15 protein-coding genes are annotated in these 16952 nt (G+C 64.4%); 6 read left to right on the forward strand and 9 right to left on the reverse strand.

The features are described from left to right. The first annotated feature begins 2 nt into the window (after positions 1–2). From BCCGELA001_RS15025 to fhuB, 3 genes are all read left to right on the forward strand, one after another. A complete protein-coding gene (locus BCCGELA001_RS15025) occupies positions 3–983 on the forward strand; it encodes an alpha/beta hydrolase (RefSeq protein WP_060735672.1) in 981 nt (326 codons plus the stop codon). A gap of 179 nt (positions 984–1162) precedes the next feature. Next, positions 1163–1999: an ABC transporter substrate-binding protein gene (locus BCCGELA001_RS15030; protein WP_008554646.1), complete on the forward strand. Its 837-nt coding sequence runs from the start codon at positions 1163–1165 to the stop codon at positions 1997–1999. Continuing rightward, positions 1986–3992: a Fe(3+)-hydroxamate ABC transporter permease FhuB gene (gene fhuB / locus BCCGELA001_RS15035; RefSeq protein ID WP_060735673.1), complete on the forward strand. Its 2007-nt coding sequence runs from the start codon at positions 1986–1988 to the stop codon at positions 3990–3992. The genes BCCGELA001_RS15030 and fhuB overlap by 14 nt, the downstream gene beginning before the upstream one ends. 6 nt (positions 3993–3998) lie before the next feature. Here fhuB and BCCGELA001_RS15040 read toward each other — a convergent pair whose 3' ends face one another. Together BCCGELA001_RS15040 and BCCGELA001_RS15045 are read right to left on the reverse strand one after the other, a co-directional pair. After that, complete coding sequence (locus tag BCCGELA001_RS15040) at positions 3999–4853, reverse strand: ATP-binding cassette domain-containing protein (RefSeq protein ID WP_008554657.1); 855 nt, start codon at positions 4851–4853, stop codon at positions 3999–4001. Then, positions 4850–6130 carry a siderophore-interacting protein gene (locus tag BCCGELA001_RS15045; protein WP_083543345.1) on the reverse strand — a complete coding sequence of 427 codons (1281 nt, stop codon included), beginning with the start codon at positions 6128–6130 and terminating at the stop codon, positions 4850–4852. Before BCCGELA001_RS15045 ends, BCCGELA001_RS15040 begins: the two co-directional genes overlap by 4 nt. 74 nt (positions 6131–6204) lie before the next feature. Between BCCGELA001_RS15045 and BCCGELA001_RS15050 the strand changes: the two genes are divergently transcribed. The 3 genes from BCCGELA001_RS15050 to BCCGELA001_RS15060 all read left to right on the forward strand — a co-directional run bounded on the left by BCCGELA001_RS15050 (position 6205) and on the right by BCCGELA001_RS15060 (position 10462). After that, on the forward strand, positions 6205–7902 hold the full coding sequence (locus tag BCCGELA001_RS15050) for a cyclic peptide export ABC transporter (protein WP_060735674.1): 1698 nt from the start codon (positions 6205–6207) through the stop codon (positions 7900–7902). A 178-nt stretch (positions 7903–8080) separates the two neighbouring features. Continuing rightward, on the forward strand, positions 8081–9142 hold the full coding sequence (locus BCCGELA001_RS15055) for a GNAT family N-acetyltransferase (protein WP_008554662.1): 1062 nt from the start codon (positions 8081–8083) through the stop codon (positions 9140–9142). Between the two features lie 21 nt (positions 9143–9163). After that, positions 9164–10462, forward strand: coding sequence for a lysine N(6)-hydroxylase/L-ornithine N(5)-oxygenase family protein (locus BCCGELA001_RS15060; protein WP_008554664.1), 1299 nt, complete (start codon positions 9164–9166; stop codon positions 10460–10462). Between the two features lie 145 nt (positions 10463–10607). Here BCCGELA001_RS15060 and BCCGELA001_RS15065 read toward each other — a convergent pair whose 3' ends face one another. Genes BCCGELA001_RS15065 through BCCGELA001_RS15095 form a run of 7 tightly spaced genes read right to left on the reverse strand, consistent with a single transcriptional unit; the run spans position 10608 to position 16949 of the window. Then, the gene (locus tag BCCGELA001_RS15065) at positions 10608–10922 is read right to left on the reverse strand and encodes a hypothetical protein (protein ID WP_060735675.1); all 315 of its coding nucleotides are present in this window, start codon (positions 10920–10922) and stop codon (positions 10608–10610) included. A 55-nt stretch (positions 10923–10977) separates the two neighbouring features. After that, complete coding sequence (locus BCCGELA001_RS15070) at positions 10978–11601, reverse strand: FMN-dependent NADH-azoreductase (protein WP_008554666.1); 624 nt, start codon at positions 11599–11601, stop codon at positions 10978–10980. Positions 11602–11607: 6 nt separating this feature from the next. Further along, positions 11608–13179 (reverse strand): isochorismatase family protein, encoded by a 1572-nt coding sequence (locus tag BCCGELA001_RS15075; protein ID WP_008554668.1) that lies wholly within the window; start codon positions 13177–13179, stop codon positions 11608–11610. A 9-nt stretch (positions 13180–13188) separates the two neighbouring features. Next, entirely contained in the window at positions 13189–14037 is an 849-nt protein-coding gene (locus tag BCCGELA001_RS15080) for an MBL fold metallo-hydrolase (protein ID WP_008554670.1), read from the reverse strand. A gap of 31 nt (positions 14038–14068) precedes the next feature. Next, positions 14069–14953 carry an amidohydrolase family protein gene (locus BCCGELA001_RS15085; protein WP_060735676.1) on the reverse strand — a complete coding sequence of 295 codons (885 nt, stop codon included), beginning with the start codon at positions 14951–14953 and terminating at the stop codon, positions 14069–14071. After that, on the reverse strand, positions 14950–16071 hold the full coding sequence (locus BCCGELA001_RS15090) for a vWA domain-containing protein (RefSeq protein WP_060735677.1): 1122 nt from the start codon (positions 16069–16071) through the stop codon (positions 14950–14952). Before BCCGELA001_RS15090 ends, BCCGELA001_RS15085 begins: the two co-directional genes overlap by 4 nt. Continuing rightward, positions 16068–16949, reverse strand: coding sequence for an AAA family ATPase (locus BCCGELA001_RS15095; RefSeq protein ID WP_028143771.1), 882 nt, complete (start codon positions 16947–16949; stop codon positions 16068–16070). Before BCCGELA001_RS15095 ends, BCCGELA001_RS15090 begins: the two co-directional genes overlap by 4 nt. Positions 16950–16952 lie beyond the last annotated feature (3 nt).

Genomic DNA, 16952 nt, shown 5'->3' on the forward strand with positions numbered 1-16952 from the left:
CTTTGAGTCTTGATCCAGATATCGCAGCGTTGCTCGAGATGGTGCAGGCCGGCACCGAAAGTGGCGCGCGCATTCCGTTTCCGCAACTGACCGCTGTGCAGGCGCGGGCCGATTTCGATGCATCCTCGCCTCTGCTCGATGTCGATCCGCCGGCGCTGGGCTACGAGCGGCGTCTGTCGCTGCCGACGCGGGATGGCGTGACGATCGAGGCGCGGCTCTACGCAAGGGCCGCGCCAAACGATCGCAATCCGGCTCCGGTCCTCCTCTACATGCACGGCGGCGGCTTCGTCGTCGGCAGCCTCGATTCGCATCAGCCATTGTGCCGCGGTCTCGCCGAGGACAGCGGTGCAGCCGTGCTGTCGGTCGGCTACAGGCTCGCACCGGAGCACAAGTTTCCGACGGCCTTCGAGGATGCGGTCGATACGTTGGCCTGGATCGGCCGCGAAGGCCGGGCGATCGGGCTTGATCCGCGCCGCGTTGCGGTCGGTGGCGATAGCGCCGGCGGGACGCTTGCCGCCGCACTCGCGATCGAGGCGAAGACAAACGCGAGCCTTCCGCAGCCGTTGCTCCAGGTTCTCGCCTATCCCGGCCTCAGTTCGCGGCAGACCTCCGCATCCTACGAACGATACGGCACCGGCCATCTCCTGGAGCGCAGCACCGTCGATTGGTTCTTCCGGCAATATCTGCGCGATGATGCAGATCGAGACGATTGGCGCTTTGCGCCGCTTGCAGCGGACGATTTGTCCGGCCTCGCTCCCGCATTCATCGTGCTCGCCGAGTTCGATCCCCTGGTGGATGAGGGGCGCGACTATGCGGCGCGGTTAGGCGCGGCCGGCGTGCCCGTCGATCTGCAGGTTTATCCCGGCATGATCCATGAATTCCTGCGCATGGGAAATGTGGTGGCCGATGCCTTGCAGGCGAGGGCGGCGATCGGGCGGGTGCTGGCCAAAGCCTTTCTTGCCGCTGACGAAAAGGCGGCGTGATATGGAAATGCGGCGCGAACGAGGGTATGTCATGACTGTTGTCTCTCGCGGCCTCTCTCCGAGGGGCTCCTGAACCAGATCCCATGAGCATGCTTGTCCCAGACCACAGGCTGTCTCGTCGTGCGCTTCTCGGCGCGGGCGCGACGATCGCAGGCACGGCCCTTGCGGGCACATGGCCGATGGCATTTGCCCAAACCAGTGGATCCCAATCCGGCCCCCGGATTGCCGCGCTCGGCTGGGCCTGTGCCCAGACGATACTGGCGCTGGGCGTTGTGCCCCTGGTGATTCCGGAGATCGAGCGCTATGGCCGGCTCGTCGTCGAGCCGGCTGTCCCGTCCAGCGTGCAGGAGATCGGTCTGCGCTCGGAGCCAAATCTCGAGCTGCTGCAGAGCTTCGCGCCCGACATCATCATCATCGATCCCAGCATCACGGCCGCCGCTCCCCGCCTCAAGTTGATCGCGCCGGTCGAGATGTTCACGATCTTCAGACCCGGCGGGCATCCTTTGGACACGGCGCGCCGTTCGACGATGGAGCTTGCGAAGCGCCTCGGAGCGCAGTCGGCGTGCGAAGCCTATTTCGCGCGCTTCGATGTCGCCATGGCCGGCTACCATGAGCGGCTCCGCGATCGCGGCGGCAAGCCGCTCTACCTCGTCAGCGAGATCGCGCGCAACCGCGCGCTGGTGTTCGGTCCGAACAGCCTCTATCAGGAGGTGCTCGATCAGTTCGGGTTGAAGAATGCCTGGACCGGGCAGAGCGGCCCGTGGGGATATACCAGCGTGGGATTGGAGGTGCTCGCCGCGGTGCCGGACGCGCGATTGGTGCTGATGACCTCGCGCGTCGCCGACGTCGAGGCCTTGCTGAAGGCAAGCCCGGTGCTCCGGACCCTGCCATCCCTTCGGTCGCATCGGCTGACGGTTCTGGACAATCAGTTCTTCTATGGCGGCGTGCCGGCGGCCCAGCGTTTCGCCCGCCTTCTCGCCGAACGTCTGCCGCGGGAAAGTCATGAGCAAGGTTGAGGCGCTGCCGGCCCGGTCCGGCTTCGACATGCATCCGGCGGTGCTGATCGGCCTGCTGGTGGCGGCCGCGGCAGCGCTCACTTGGCGCAATCTGTCCGGATATCTGCCCGCCGGCGCATGGTTGCCAGTGTTATGGCAGCCCGAGGTCACCGATCCCCAGCAGATGCTGGTGCACTACACCGTGTTTCCGCGCATCGCGGTGGCGCTGCTGGCCGGCGCCGCCCTCGGCCTTGCCGGCACTGTATCTCAGCAGGTGCTGCGCAATCCGCTTGCCGAACCGAGCACGCTTGGTGTTCTGAACGGCGCCTATCTTGCGCTGGCCGTGACGACCCTGTGGGCGCCGTCGCTGCTGGTCTTCGGCCGCGAGTGGATCGCGCTTATTGGCGGGTTCGCTGCGTTCCTGTGCGTGTTCGGGCTGACCTGGAAGCGCGCGTTGTCACCCGTTGTCCTCGTGCTCGCCGGATTGATCGTCAGTTATTATTGCGCGGTGACCACCCAGGCGCTGGTGCTGCTAAACCACGAATATCTGATCGGTCTGTTCATCTGGGGCGCCGGCTTTCTCAATCAGCAGGACTGGGGCAACGTCACGTTCCTGGCGCCGCGGCTCCTGATCTCGATCGTCTTGATCGCGGCGATGATTCGCCCTTTGACCCTGCTCGGCTTCGATGATGAGACCGCGCGCAATCTGGGGCTCGGATTGACGAGAGCCCGGGTTTTCGCGCTCGTCATCGCCATCGCGCTCAGTGCGTCGGTCGTCAGCGTGGTCGGCGTCATGGGGTTTATCGGTCTGTCCGCGCCGGCCATCGTCATGCTGTCAGGCGCGCGCCGTTTTCGCGACCGGCTGATCTGGGCACCACTTTGCGGCGCCGCCCTGCTGTGGCTGACGGATCAGCTCGTGCTGTTGATCCCGCCCGGCTATCGCGAGATGCCGGCCGGTGCGGTGACGGCCCTGATCGGTGCGCCAATGTTGCTGCTGTTGCTGCCACGATTGCGGGCTGCCATGCCGATGGGAAATCTCACTCCATCTGCTCCGCCGCGTCTCGATCACCCCTGGCGCGTGATCCTGTGCGCTGTCGTCCTCCTGCTTCTCGCCGTCTGGATTGCACTTGCTCTCGGTGTCGGCGCCGACGGCTGGCGCTGGAGCGGTCTCTCTGGCTTGCAGGAATTTTGGCCTTGGCGCTGGCCGCGCGTGGTGTCGGCGCTCGCCGCAGGCGCCACGCTGGCGGTCGCCGGCACGCTGCTGCAACGGATGACCGGAAATCCGATGGCTGCGCCGGAGGTCATGGGCATCAGTTACGGCGCAGCGATGGGCGTGATCGTTCTGCTCTACCTCTTTCCTGCGCACATCCGGCTGGCGCAGATTGCGGCGGCCGGGATTGGCGCATTCATCGTGCTGGCGCTGGTGCTGCTGTTCAGCCGGCGGTCCGAGTTCAGTCCGGAGCGCGTGCTGCTCGCCGGCGTCGCCATGAGCGCGGCGTTCGGCGCGATCATTGCCATGGCGCTGGCGACCGGTGATCCCCGCATCGGCACGCTGCTGTCGCTGCTGACAGGATCGCTCTACCAGATCGGTCCAGCCGAGGCCGGAATCCTCGCCGCTGCCGCGCTCGTTCTGCTGATCATGGTGCCGATGCTCTCCCGTTGGCTCGACATCCTGCCGCTGGGACCTTCGACCTCGCGTTCGATCGGCATCTCGCTGGCGCGGAGCCGCATCATCATCATGCTGCTGACGGCATTGTTGACGGCCACGGCGACGCTGATGGTGGGGCTTCTCAGCCTGGTCGGCTTCATCGCGCCGCATATGGCGCGGATGATGGGCGCGCAGCGCGCGCTGCATCAAGCGGCGCTGGCCGCGTTGATCGGGGCGATCCTGATGGTCATTGCGGATTGGGTCGGACGTATGGTGATCTTTCCGTTCCAGATGCCGGCCGGCATCTTCGCCATGATGCTTGCCGGCCCCTATCTCATCTGGCTGCTGCGGCCGCAGCGTAGCTGACGGCGCTCACCGCGCGAAGCTGATGAGATGGCCATGGTCCGGCGATGGCATCACGCCCATCGGGATGCCGTAGATGGTCTCGAGCTCGGCGGGCGTCATGATCTTATCCGGCGTGCCGCGGGCAATCATCTTCCCGGAATGCAGCGCGATGATCTCGTCGCAGAAGCGGGCGGCCATGTTGACGTCGTGGAGCACGACGACCACGCCGAGGTTACGCTCGCGGGCAAGCCGCTTGACCAGTGACAGCACCTCGATCTGATGAGCGATGTCCAGTGCCGAGGTCGGCTCGTCGAGCAGCAGGCATTCGGCGTCCTGCGCCACCAGCATGGCGATCCAGACCCGCTGGCGTTCGCCGCCGGAGAGCGTATCGACCAGACGGTCCGCGAACGGCTCGATATGAGTCAATGCCATGGCGCCTTCGACCTTCTCGCGGTCGATGTCGCCGAACCGGCCGAGCGCGCCGTGCCAGGGATAACGGCCGAGCGCGACCAGTTCCTTGACCAGTATGCCGGCGGCGGGCGGCGTCTGCTGCGGCAGGTACGCGACCTTGCGGGCATAGTCCCGATCGCTCCACGCCCGTAGCGCGCGGCCCTCGAAACGGATCGTTCCCGACGAAGATGGCTGCTGGCGCGCCAACAATTTCAGCAGGGTCGATTTGCCCGAGCCGTTATGCCCGATCAGCCCGACGACCCTGCGCGCGGGAAGCGACAGGGTGAGCGGTTCGAGCAGCGCGCGCCCGGCGACCGCGAAGCCGACCTGATCGAGCTCGAACAAGGGGGCGGGAGGATCTATCGGGGCCTGCGGGATGTCGGCCGACAAGGCGAGCGTCGTTTCGCCCGCCTGCGCGTGTTGGAACGTCATGATTGGCGCAGGCTCCAATAGGCGACGGCCAGATGCTGGTCGCGCGCGAGCTTTCGCTCGTTGCGTAAATGATCGCGCAACGCCTTCAGCGCCTGCGCCTCACATGCGACCCAGGCGAACACATCCCGATGGTCCGGCCATCGTACCGCCCTCACGGCGTCGACCAGCAGCTGTGTCGTCCCGGCTGAACGGCCTGCACGGTGCAGCCAGCGGATCACTACGCCGCTCGGCGCGACCAGCGGAACTTCCTCGTCCTGGTCGGCGACCTCGATGAAGACTTCACCTGTCGTCGTCGCCGGCAGTGTCTCCAGAATTCGCGCGATGGCGGGCAGGGCGGTTTCGTCGCCCGCCAGCAGCAACCACCGCGCCGGACGAATGCCTCGGCCGAGCGGGCCGGCCATGCCGCAGATGGCGCCGGTCTTCGCGTTAACGGCGAAGGCCGATCCCGGTCCGGCGTGATCATGCACGACGAAGTCGATATCGATGTCGCGGCTCTGCAAGTCGATGCGACGGATCGTGTAATAACGGGTGATCGGCCTGCGGTCGGGCTCAGGCCACAGGATACGCCCGTCCGGGGCCGGCCACGGCCATTCCGGCCTGGCGAGGCCTTCGGGCGGGAAGTACAGCCGCACGTGCAGGTCGTCGTCGTTCACGAAACGGGCGATATCGTCGCCCGTGAAGGTTAGCCGGCGCATGTGCGGCGTCAGCGTCATCGCGGACTTCAGCCGCACCTCGCGGAAATTGGCCAAGGTGCCGCCGTTGGATTCATGACCGGACCAAACGATGGTCGGAGCTGTGTCGCCCGCGAACTCGATCACATGCGAGGCGACGACCGAGCGCAGCATTTCCAGATTGCCCTTGTCGTCGGCCTCGACGCGGATCTTGAGCACTTCGGCCTCGACGGCGAGGGAACTGGTGCCGAACGGCAGTTTCGCCACCATGAGGCCGCCTTGGTCCTCGAAGGCGATGTCATGCTCGGCCAGATGATCGATCATCCGCGCGGCGAGGCCGGCGGCGTCGGGAAGCGCGATGCGGGTTTCGGAGATAAGCAAGTCCAAAGTCGTTCTCCACCGGGCCTGTCCGATGCCCGCCTGTAAGCGCTTCGATGTCCGGATGTCGCGGCCTGGCACGGCACTGAACGAAAATCCTTGTTCGCTCGCCGGCTGCGATGCAAAAGCGGTACTACCCGCATCATAATAAAGGCATTGTCGATCCGAAATTAGAATCCATCGAAAGAGCGGAGAAAATAAGCGCTGGAATTGCGATGCCGCCATCATGTATTCGCATCACATCGGCACGGCTTGTCGGGCCGTAAGGTTCGCTCCAGGTCCTCTCCAGCGCGGCGCTCATCATGAACTCACGAAGCGGCCTGACGGCGCAGATCTTTCATCTCCTGCGACCTTACTGGCCGCTCGTTCTCGGCGGTATCGTTCTCGGCATTGTTGGCGGCGCCAGCGTCGCGGCGTTGCTCGCGGTCGTCAATCGCGGGCTCTATGCCACGCAGGCTGACGTCGTCACGCTGCTTCTCGCGTTCGCGGGCCTGTGCCTCCTGATCCTGATCGGTTCCATCGGCGCCGATATCAGCGCCAACTACGTCGGACAGCGGATCATCGCCGAGCTTCGCAAGTCGCTGGCCGCCAGGATCCTGGCCGCGCCGATCGATCAGCTGGAAATCTACCGGACGCATCGCCTGATCCCGGTCCTCACGCAGGACGTGGACACGATCAGCGATTTCGCGTTCTTCTTTTCGTCCTTCTTCGTGTCGCTCGTGATCGCGCTCGGCTGCATGGTTTACCTCGCGGTGCTGTCGTGGCCGCTTTTCCTGATCACGGGAGCCGTCATCATCCTGGGGTCGCTGGCGCATGGCTATGCAAGGACTCGAGGCGTCCGCGGCTTCAACCTTGCGCGGGATTCGGAGGATCAGCTGCACAAGCAGTATCGCGCGATCGCTGAGGGCGCCAAGGAGCTGCGTCTCAATCGCGTCCGCCGACGGCGCCTCTATGTCGAGCAACTCCAAGAGACCGTCGACCGGATCAGCTCGGTGCAGGTCAGGTCAATCAACCTGTTCGTGACGGCGCGGGCGTTCGGCACGATGCTGTTCTTTGTCGTGATCGGCGTAGCGCTGACTTTGCGTCCGTTCCTGTGGCCCGACAGTCCCGCCGCGGTATCCAGCGGCTTCGTGCTGGTGCTGCTCTATATGCGCGGACCCATCGATCAGGTCATCGGTATCCTGCCGGCACTCGGCCGCGCCCAGGTCGCGATGCGCCGCATTACGGAGCTTTCTGAGCAGTTCTCGACCCCTGAGCACGATCTGCTGGCCGGTGCTCCCGCTGCACCTGCCAAGACCACCATCGAATCCATCGAGCTCCGTGGTGTGACCTATGCCTTTCGCGCCGTGCCGGGCAGTGATCCCTTTGTTCTTGGTCCGATCGATCTGCGCGTTCGACAGGGCGACATCGTCTTCATCGTGGGGCAGAATGGAAGCGGAAAGACGACGCTGATCAAGCTGCTGCTCGGTCTCTATGCTCCGCATGACGGCACCGTGCTGCGCGACGGCGTCCCTGTCCTGACGGAGACGCGGGATGATTACCGCCAGCTCTTCACGACCATCTTCTCCGACTACTATCTGTTCGAGGATCTCATGCGTGGAGACGGCGTGGTTCCTGATGCCGCGGAGCGCTACCTCCAGCGGTTGGAAGTCGCACACAAGGTCTCGGTCGAGAACGGCGTGTTCACGACGACGGACCTGTCGACCGGACAGCGCAAGCGATTGGCCCTGATGAATGCCTGGCTCGAGGAAAGGCCCGTCCTGGTGTTCGACGAATGGGCCGCCGATCAGGATCCGGCGTTCCGTCACATCTTCTACACGGAGCTGCTGCCCGATCTGAAGCGGCTCGGAAAGACGATCATCGTGATTTCACACGATGATCGCTATTTCGGGATCGCGGACCATCTGGTGCGGCTGCGCGACGGCAAGATCGTCGCAAGCGAGGCGAGAGCCGACAACGTCGCGAACAATTCCGCGGTTCCAACGGACGCGTCGCTTTAGACATATTATAGCGAACCGTTGGAGCTTTTGTCGGATGCAAACGACAGCATGAAGATCCGCTTTGCGGGAGGCCGTCGGATTTGTAGAGAATCTAATCTGCGTGTGCGCGCATTCCTTGTCAGCCTGTAGGCGAGTGATCTACACCACGCGTCAGCGATGATCGAGATGCGAGGGCCGGATGAACAAGGCTTCGGATTCCGGGACCGGACCTCGTGCATTTCCGGTCGGCCCATATTCCGCTCTGACCGTCTTCCAGGAGGACAACCGGCTTCGCGTCGTTGCCAAGGACGCGACGGCGTTGGAACTGCGTCTGCGGGAGCGCGCCGATCATCTCGAGATCCTGAGTGCGTCGGACGACCGTGAGATTGCCGCACGCGCCGTGTCGGCGTCCGCGGAAGCGCTATTCGCTTGGCGACCGGGTGCTGATCGGCTCGTGCTGGACCTCGCTGGTAGAGCGTCGCTCGCACGAGAGCTGTCGGAGAGCGGCCTTGCCATCATATCCGAGGGACAGCTGGTTCTGCTTCCAGAGTTGGTCATGCAGCGGCGGGACAATTGGCTGGTGAACCCTGGACGACCGCCGTTGCCGCAACTCCACATCATGACGGACGGCAAGCGCCATCCGCGCCGCGCAGCAAAGCCGGCGGGAAAAGTGTATGGCCGGTTCATCCCCTGGCTGTCGGAGGTCATCTCGTTTCGCGTGGCCGACCTCGAGAATGATCTCCATTTGCTGCATCGCTGGATGAATGACCCCCGGGTCGATGCGTTCTGGAACGAGGCGGGTGATCTCGAGAAGCATCGACGATACCTAACCGGTATCCTGGCCGATCCGCATATGCTGCCGCTGATCGGCTCTTTCGGTGATGTACCGTTCGGCTATTTCGAGCTCTATTGGGCCAAGGAAAATCGCATCGCGCCGTTCTACGATGTCGATGACTATGACCGGGGATGGCACGTGGTCGTGGGCGAGGACGCTTTTCGCGGCAGTCGATACATCAGCGCGTGGCTACCTTCGCTGATGCACTACATGTTCCTCGACGATTGCCGGACGCAGAGGATCGTCGGTGAGCCGGCGGCGGCGCATTCGCAGCAGCTTCGCAATCTCGAACGCTCGGGTTTCGCGAAGATCAAGAATTTCGACTTTCCCCACAAGCGCGCGACCCTGGTGATGCTGTTGCGCGAGCGCTTCTTCGGCGATCGGCTCTGGCTTCCGGCAACGGCCAGCCCAGCGAGCTCATCTTAAGCGCAAGCGGAGCGCGGCTTCATGTCTCATCAACTCGCGATCGAGCACGACGTCATCGGCGTCGGATTCGGACCTTCCAACCTCGCGCTCGCTATCGCATTGGACGAATGCGCCAAGCGATCTCGGCAAAAATGCACGCCGTTGTTCGTGGAGAAGCAGCCGCACTTCACCTGGCATGGCGGCATGCTGCTTCCAGGCAGCGACATGCAGATATCGTTTCTCAAGGATCTGGTCTCGCTGCGCGATCCGACCAGTCCTTTCACCTTCGTGAACTACCTGCACAAGCGCAGCCGCCTGCTGGATTTCATCAACTGCCGGACGTTCTATCCGAGCAGGGTCGAGTTCAACGATTACCTGCAATGGGTGGCGGGCCATTTCAAGTCGCAGGCTGCCTATGGCGAGACCATCGTCGCCGTCGAGCCGGTGACGGCCGGGCAGACGGTGACGTCGTTGCGGGTGCATTCGCGCTCGCTCGCCGGTGGAGAGACCATGCGCCTTGCGCGAAATCTCGTGGTCGCCGTGGGAGGCCAGCCCTATGTCCCGCAGGTGTTTGACAAGGCTGCTGACGATCGCAGGCTCCTGCATTCCAGCCGCTATCTCGAGCTGATCGAGCGGGTCGTCCCGCGCGGTCGGTCAGCGCGCGTGGCCGTCGTCGGCGGCGGGCAGAGCGCAACGGAGGTGACGGTCGACCTCCATGGCCGATGTCCCGAGGCGCAGATCGACCTGATCTTCCGCGGCCATGCGCTCAAGCCGTCCGACAGCAGCCCCTTCGTCAACGAGATCTTCAACCCCGGCTATACCGACTTCGTCTACGCGCAGCCTGCCGAGCGGCGGGATGCGATCGTCCGCAACTTCCGCAACACGAACTATGCCGTGGTCGATGCCGATCTGCTGGACCAACTGTACCGGCTGCTCTACCAGCAGCGCGTCGGCGGCGACGAAAGGATCGTGTTGCGGCCCCGCAGCGAGATTACCAATGTGAACGCGGGACCTGATGGCATCGAGATCGGCGTGGTCGACAAGTTCCGTGGCGAAAATCGTCGTTCGACCTATGACGTCGTCATTCTGGCGACGGGATACGACAGGGAAACGCCGCACGGATTCCTCGAACCGATCCGCCGCTACATTCGCGATGCGGCGCTGGATCGAAATTACCGGCTCGTGACCAATCCGGCGTTCCGGCCGCAGATCCACCTCCAGGGCTACTCGGAATCCTCCCACGGCCTGAGCGATACGCTGCTCTCGGTGATTGCCGTGCGTTCCCAGGAGATTGCGGAGTCGCTGCTCTCGACAATTTCGCGCCGGGAACTCATCGCCTAAGGCGCGATAAGATTCGCGATGTCCGATCGGCGGAATTTTGCGTTCCGATATAGTTCGGGCGTCACCGATCTAGAACTTATCTAATCGGGATCAACCGGGGCGTGTACAGCTGGGACAACGCCTGACGGCTCTGCTAGAGCAGTTCTTAGAACGATCTTTGGAATGTTTGCAGGTTCGGGTGGAACTGACCGTGAGGAAGGCCTTCGAGCAAAGCCACAGCCATTTGCCGGAGCGGATTGCAATCATATTGGTTCACAGCCCGCTTGCGGCGCTGATAGGCAAAGAACCGTTGACGCGCATGAACTATCTGCTCGAGATCGCGTCCCTTCATACCAGAGCCGAACTGCTTGCGCAGCCGGGGCTGGGGCGCACGGGCGTACGCCGGATCGAGACGTGGATGGCCTTTCACGGACATCGCATGCGCGACGCTAACGAAAGTCTCGATAGTGTCATCTGCCAATTTGCATTCCGGCGCACATCGGTCCGGAAGGGGCATCGTCGCTCTCTGTCCTTCATCAGAAACTCGCAGCCATTGCAACGAGGCGTTTAGAGGTCCGACCCCGCGCGGCTTCAATCGGTTGCCGTGGTCCCGTGGTCGGCCCGATCGCGACGAAACGAACGTCGTTGATGCCAATGAAGCGAAGGATCTCCCGCAAATAGGGCGTCGCCATATCGATGCGGCCACGGTTCATGCCGGTGGAAAAATCGCTGCCGCTGGCGATGATCACCAGCGTCGGCCGGTCCTTCAGCAAAGGTATGTATCCTTGCGATGGATTGAACCGAAAGGTAAGCCCGGGCTGGACGATGATGTCGACGAACTGCTTCAGCTTGTAGGGAATGCCGAAGTTCCACATCGGCGTCGAGATCAATACGCGGTCAGCGAGCGACAGGCGTAGCGCCATGCTCTCGGCCTCGGCAAAACCGGCGCGTTGATCATCGAAGCCCTGGCCGTTCATGCGGGCATATTTCGCTTCCAGGATCGGACCCGCGAATTCGGGCATCCGCTCGCGCCAGAGATCCATGATGTCGATGTCCCAATCGGGATGGACCTGACGGAAGCCGTCAATGAAGATCCGCGCGCCGGCACTCGACTCCGAGTCGGGGCGGGGCGAGCAGGAGAGATGCAGGAGCTTCGGCACCGCGCATCATCCCAGCGCCCTGATGACCGTATCCGCCCTGGTCACGACGGCGACGTTCTGCATGGCAAAGTTGATCGAGGCATTGTGCCAGTCGGTATTCATGGTCGAGCAGCAATCCTCGGGCACGATCATGAAATAGCCCTTGTCGGCGCCGGTCCGCGCGGTGTGCTCGACCGACATGTTGGTCCATGCACCGGTGTTGATGATCATGTCGCGCCCTGTCGCTTTCAGGATCGTCTCCAGCCGCGTGCCTTCCCACGCACTCATGCGCATCTTTTCGACGACGAAATCGCCGGGCCGCGGCTCGAGGCCGGACACGGGCGCCGCACCCCAGCTTCCACGCACCAAAGCCTTGCTGTCGACGAGGCCCTCGAACAGCGGCGCGTTCAGCGTGACGCCGGGCGCGCCGGGCTCGACGATGAACCAGACATGGATGATGACGACGCCGCGGGCGCGCGCGGTTTCGGCAAGGCGCCGGACGTTCTCGATCACATGCTGCTGGCGCGCATGAGCCGGTGCCCCGGACTCGGCAAAGGCGCCGCCGTCCATGACGACGTCGTTCTGGAGGTCCTGGATGATCATCGCGCAGCGTTGCGGGTCGAGCCGCATCTCGCCCTCGGCGAGGATCGGCGCCGCTGGCGCGGAGCCCGGCGTTGCCCCGCCGCTGCGCCGGCCGCTCATATAGGGCTCGTGCCGCGGGCCGACCTTGGTCGGGATCGCGTACACCGAATGGGTCGAGGTCAGATACAGCGTGCGGAAGTCCGGACCGCCCCAGGCGAGGTTGGCGACGAGTTCGGGCACCCGGACCTTGCCGAGCAGTTCGCCGCGCGGCGAGTACACCCAGACGCCGCCGGGCGCGGTGACCCAGACATTGCCGTGCTGATCGCACTTCATGCCGTCGGGCAGACCGGGTTCGAGCTCGGAGCGGATGCCGCTCGCGAACACGCGCGCGTTCGACAGCGAACCGTCACTATCGACGTCGAAGATGCGGATCAGCGCCTGCACGGTATCGTTGACATAGAGCAGCCTCTCGTCCGGCGAGAAGCACAGCCCGTTCGGCTGGTCGAACAGGTTGCGGTCGACGACGAGCTTCGGCTCACCGCCGGGCACGATACGATAGACGCCCTGGAAGCCGAGCTGGCGTGGCCGCTCGACGCCATAGACCGGCATGCGGCCATACCAGGGGTCGGAGAAGTAGATCGCGCCGGACGAATGAACGCAGACGTCGTTCGGGCTGTTGAGCTCCTGTCCCCCGAAGTGCGAAGCCAGCACCTCGCGCCGTCCGTCCGGGCGTTCGCGGACCAGCGACGACGTCGCGTGCTCGCAGACGATCAGGTTGAGCTCGGCATCGTAGGTCATGCCGTTGCATTTGTTGGAAGGGCGCTTGACCTCGACGACGCCGCGCCGCGCATCCCAGCGCCGCCGCACGTCGGCCGGCATGTCCGAGAACAGCAGGTAGTGATCGACCGGATGCCAGATCGGCCCCTCCGTGAAGTCGAAGCCGGTCCCGACCTGCGCGACCGGCGCGTAGGGGTCGATTAGGGTCTCGAATTCGGCGCGCAAGGTGACGTGCGTCATCGGTCGATCTCAGGCTGGGAACCAGTTGCGCTGGGGTAGGGACTGCACGATCGGTCCGGGGACCTGGTCATGCAGTCGCCCGACGACATTGCCGCCTTCGATCTTGGCCGGACGATCGTGCACGGGAAGGAGATAGCGCGAGCTACTCAGCAGCTTCTTGATCGCGGCCTTCTCCGCACGCTTGCTGGTGCCGTGATTGCCGGTGGTGCGCGGCTCCCAATCGTGGATCTCGTTGAACGGGGTCACGATCTGGTCGTTGAAGTCGTAGATCACGTCGCCGCAAATGGTGGCGATGCCGTCGGCGGTCTCGACGATGATGTTCATGGAGCCCTCGGTGTGGGCATTGGCCGCGTCGCAATAGACGCCGGGCATCAGCTCAATCGGACCGGTGATCTCCAGGTCCAGGAAGCGTAGCGCGCTCTTGGTGTGCAGGCGGTCGATCAGGTGCTTGATGTCGGGCGCGGGGTATTGCGGATGCATCAACCCGGAGACGGAGTATTCCAACTCCTTGCGGTTGAGCACGACGGTCGTGTTCATCGGGAATAGATCGTCCTTGCCGGCGTGGTCGATGTGCAGATGAGTATGGCAGACGAAGCGGACGTCGCCCATGCGCACGCCATGGCGCGCAAGCTGGTTCTCGATCATGTGCTCATGATACTGCAGCCCCCGCATGCCCAACGTTTCCATGATCTGGTTGGAGCGATAGCCGGTGTCGACCACGACCGGATATTTGCCGCCGAGGATCAGGAAGCCCAGGGTGAGGACGCGGCGGGTGCGGCCGCAATCGCGGCCGAGCACCAGGAAGCTCGATTCGAGCTCGATATCGCCATAGTCCAGGATCTTGATCTCCAGCGCCATTCGTTGCCCTCCCTCATCTCATTCTTGTCTGTCAAAGCCGATAGACGCGCGTCGCGGTGGTCCTGAAGATCGCGTCCTGTTGTGCGGCACTCAGCGGCGCGGCGGCCGCGCGAAACGCATCGACCAGCTCGCGATAATTGGTCCACAATTTCTCGATCGGGAAATTGGAGCCGAACAGGCAGCGCTCGGCGCCGAAGATCGTAACTGTGTCGGCGAGCACGGCGGCGATGTGTGCAGGATCGTTGCGATGGATGAAGGTGCCGAGCCCCGAAAGCTTCGACACCACGTTCGGGCAGGCCGCAAGCCGCGCCATGCCGGCGCGCCAGGCGGCGCGGCCGGCGGGTGAGAGATCCTCCAGCATGCCGGCATGCTGGAGAATGAAGGTTACCTTCGGACAGGCGTCGGCCAGTTCCGCGGCTTCGGGCATCTGCGGGGTGAACACCTGCAAATCGAAGCTCCAGCCATAGTCGGCGAGATGCGCGACGTTGCGGCGGATCATCGGATCGGCGCAGAGATCGGGACGGGCCGCGAAACGATAAAGCGGATTTTCGTGCCAATGCAGCTGCATGCGTACGCCGCGCACGAGTGGAAAGCGCTTAAGGCGATCGAGCTGCGGACGGACGTCCTCGACGGCGAAATTGGCATAGGCGACGATGGCGTGCGGCCAGCCGTGCTCATGGGCCGTCTGCTGCACCCAGGCGGCCTCATCCTCGAAACGGTCATTGGCCCAGTTGGTCTGCACATAGACCGAGCGGGTGACGCCGGTGCCCTTGAGATCGTCGAGATATTCCCCGATCGGATAGTCGCGCCGGATCGGCTCATAGGGACCGAAGATCCGGGGCTGCATGGGGCCGATCAGCCAGGGCAGGTCGGCCTGCCGCCAGATGTGATGATGGCCATCGACAATATCGATCACGCCGCTCTCCTTCGTCCCAATGCCAGAATGTGCGCGACGATCGACGCGCTGGAGCCGCCATCCACGAGGTCATCGACGAAGCGCTCGATGGCGACGAGCGCCTCCGTCTGTGGACGGAAGGCCGGGCTGGTGGCGAGCGGCGTCAGCCAGCTGAGACGCCAGGCCCGCCGCGACAGTTTCGCGACGGCATCGCGAAGCGCGTCCGGTTCGCCGCGCTCGAGCCCGTCGGAGACGACGATCACAGCGGCGCCGCGCGCATAACCGCCGAAGCGGGGAACGGCGAGGAAGGCTTGCAGTGCATCGCCGATGCGGGTGCCGCCGTCCCAATCGCTGACGAGGTGGGCGGCCGCGTTCAACGCCTGCTCGCGACGCTTCAACCGTAATGGGCGGGTGACGCGCGTCAGCCGCGTACCGAAGGTGAAGACCTCGACACTGGGCGCCGCCTGCACCAGCGCATGAGCGAGCTTCATGTTCTCCTCGGTGCGGCTCTTCATCGAGCCGGAGACGTCGATCAGCAGCAATATCTTGCGTGGCCGCTGCCGCCGCTTGAGGTGGCCGAGTCGCAGGATCTCGCCGTCGCTGCGGACGGTGTCGCGCAAAGTGCGGCGGAGATCGGCAAAGGGGCCGCGGCGGGCGCGCATGCGGCGGTGGCCGCGTCGTCGCGGCAGACGCCGCGGCGCCTCGCGCGCCAGGCGGCGGAGCGCGTCCATGATCGACGTCGCCGCAAAGCGGCGCTCGACCAGGGCCTCGCTTCGAGTCGCGGTGAGGCCGGACTCGCTGGCTTCGTCGGAGAGCAGGGGCTCCTCGTCGCCGCGGCCCTCTTCTTGGAGCCGAACCGTCTCGTCGTCCTCGCCCTCGTCGTCGCGTGCAACCGCCTCGCTGCCGCGGAAGTGGAGGTCGAACAGCCGATTGAAAGTGGCGCGGCGTTCGGGTGGCGGAGCCAGCGTCGCCAGCGCGGCCTGTCGGATGTGCTCGATGTCGCGCGGGCCGAGCAGCCCGATCGCCGCCAGGAACGTCGTGGTCTGCTCCGGCGCCACGGCAAAGCCGTTCGCACGCAGCAGCGGGACGAAGGCGACGAAGACGCGTGCGGCGCGCGGGAGCTGCGTCTCGGTGCTCATGCGGTCGCCTCCGCGAGCATCGCATCGAGCCGCGGCGAAATGAAATGCAGGTCCTCTTCGTCCTTCAGCGCCACGCCGATTGAACGCTTGAACGCATCAGGCCAGCGCGCGCCGCCCTTGTGAAGGAGCGTCGCTGCCTCGGCCCAGTCGACGGCCTCGGCGATTCCCGGCGCCTTGCTCAGCGGCTCGCGGCGCAGCCTTTCAACCGCCGCGACGACGGCGCGAGCCGTGGCTTCGGCCACGCTGGAGGCGCGCATCATGATAATACGCGCCTCGCGCTCCGCGGTCGGATAGTCGATCCAGTGATAGACGCAGCGGCGGCGCAAGGCCTCGTGCAGGTCACGCGTCCGGTTCGACGTCAGCACGACGACGGGGCGCTCCGCCGCGCGGACGGTGCCGCGCTCGGGAATCGAGATCTGGAAGTCGGAGAGGAATTCCAGCAGGAACGCCTCGAACTCCTGGTCGGCGCGGTCGATTTCATCGATCAGCAGCACAGTGGAGTCGGGCGCGCGGAGCGCCGCCAGCATCGGTCGCTCGATCAGGAACGTCTCCCCATAGATGTCGATGCTTTCGTCACCGGCCTGGCGGATCGCCAGCATCTGGCGCGGGTAGTTCCACTCGTAGAGCGCAGCGGACGCGTCGATGCCCTCATAGCATTGCAGGCGAATGAGGCGGCGGCCGAGCACGGCGGCAATGGCCTTGGCGGCTTCCGTCTTGCCGACACCCGGCGCGCCTTCCAGCAGCAGCGGTTTGCCGAGCGCGAGACCAAGATAGGCGGCGGTCGCGAGACCCTCGTCGGCGAGGTAATAGGCCGCGCGAAGTGCCTTCTCAAGCGCCTCGGGGCTGTCGATGCCGACGATGTTGCTGCGAACCGCCACGGC

This window comes from Bradyrhizobium sp. CCGE-LA001, assembly GCF_000296215.2.
In the GTDB taxonomy this organism is placed as follows: domain Bacteria; phylum Pseudomonadota; class Alphaproteobacteria; order Rhizobiales; family Xanthobacteraceae; genus Bradyrhizobium.

What these genes read in the sequence shown, in the direction of transcription:
- BCCGELA001_RS15030 (WP_008554646.1), top strand. Translation starts at nt 1,163, where the DNA reads ATGGCATTTGCCCAAACCAGTGGATCCCAATCCGGCCCCCGGATTGCC.
- fhuB (WP_060735673.1), top strand. Translation starts at nt 1,986, where the DNA reads ATGAGCAAGGTTGAGGCGCTGCCGGCCCGGTCCGGCTTCGACATGCAT.
- BCCGELA001_RS15040 (WP_008554657.1), bottom strand. Translation starts at nt 4,853, where the DNA reads ATGACGTTCCAACACGCGCAGGCGGGCGAAACGACGCTCGCCTTGTCG.
- BCCGELA001_RS15045 (WP_083543345.1), bottom strand. Translation starts at nt 6,130, where the DNA reads ATGATGGCGGCATCGCAATTCCAGCGCTTATTTTCTCCGCTCTTTCGA.
- BCCGELA001_RS15050 (WP_060735674.1), top strand. Translation starts at nt 6,205, where the DNA reads ATGAACTCACGAAGCGGCCTGACGGCGCAGATCTTTCATCTCCTGCGA.
- BCCGELA001_RS15055 (WP_008554662.1), top strand. Translation starts at nt 8,081, where the DNA reads ATGAACAAGGCTTCGGATTCCGGGACCGGACCTCGTGCATTTCCGGTC.
- BCCGELA001_RS15060 (WP_008554664.1), top strand. Translation starts at nt 9,164, where the DNA reads ATGTCTCATCAACTCGCGATCGAGCACGACGTCATCGGCGTCGGATTC.
- BCCGELA001_RS15075 (WP_008554668.1), bottom strand. Translation starts at nt 13,179, where the DNA reads ATGACGCACGTCACCTTGCGCGCCGAATTCGAGACCCTAATCGACCCC.
- BCCGELA001_RS15080 (WP_008554670.1), bottom strand. Translation starts at nt 14,037, where the DNA reads ATGGCGCTGGAGATCAAGATCCTGGACTATGGCGATATCGAGCTCGAA.
- BCCGELA001_RS15090 (WP_060735677.1), bottom strand. Translation starts at nt 16,071, where the DNA reads ATGAGCACCGAGACGCAGCTCCCGCGCGCCGCACGCGTCTTCGTCGCC.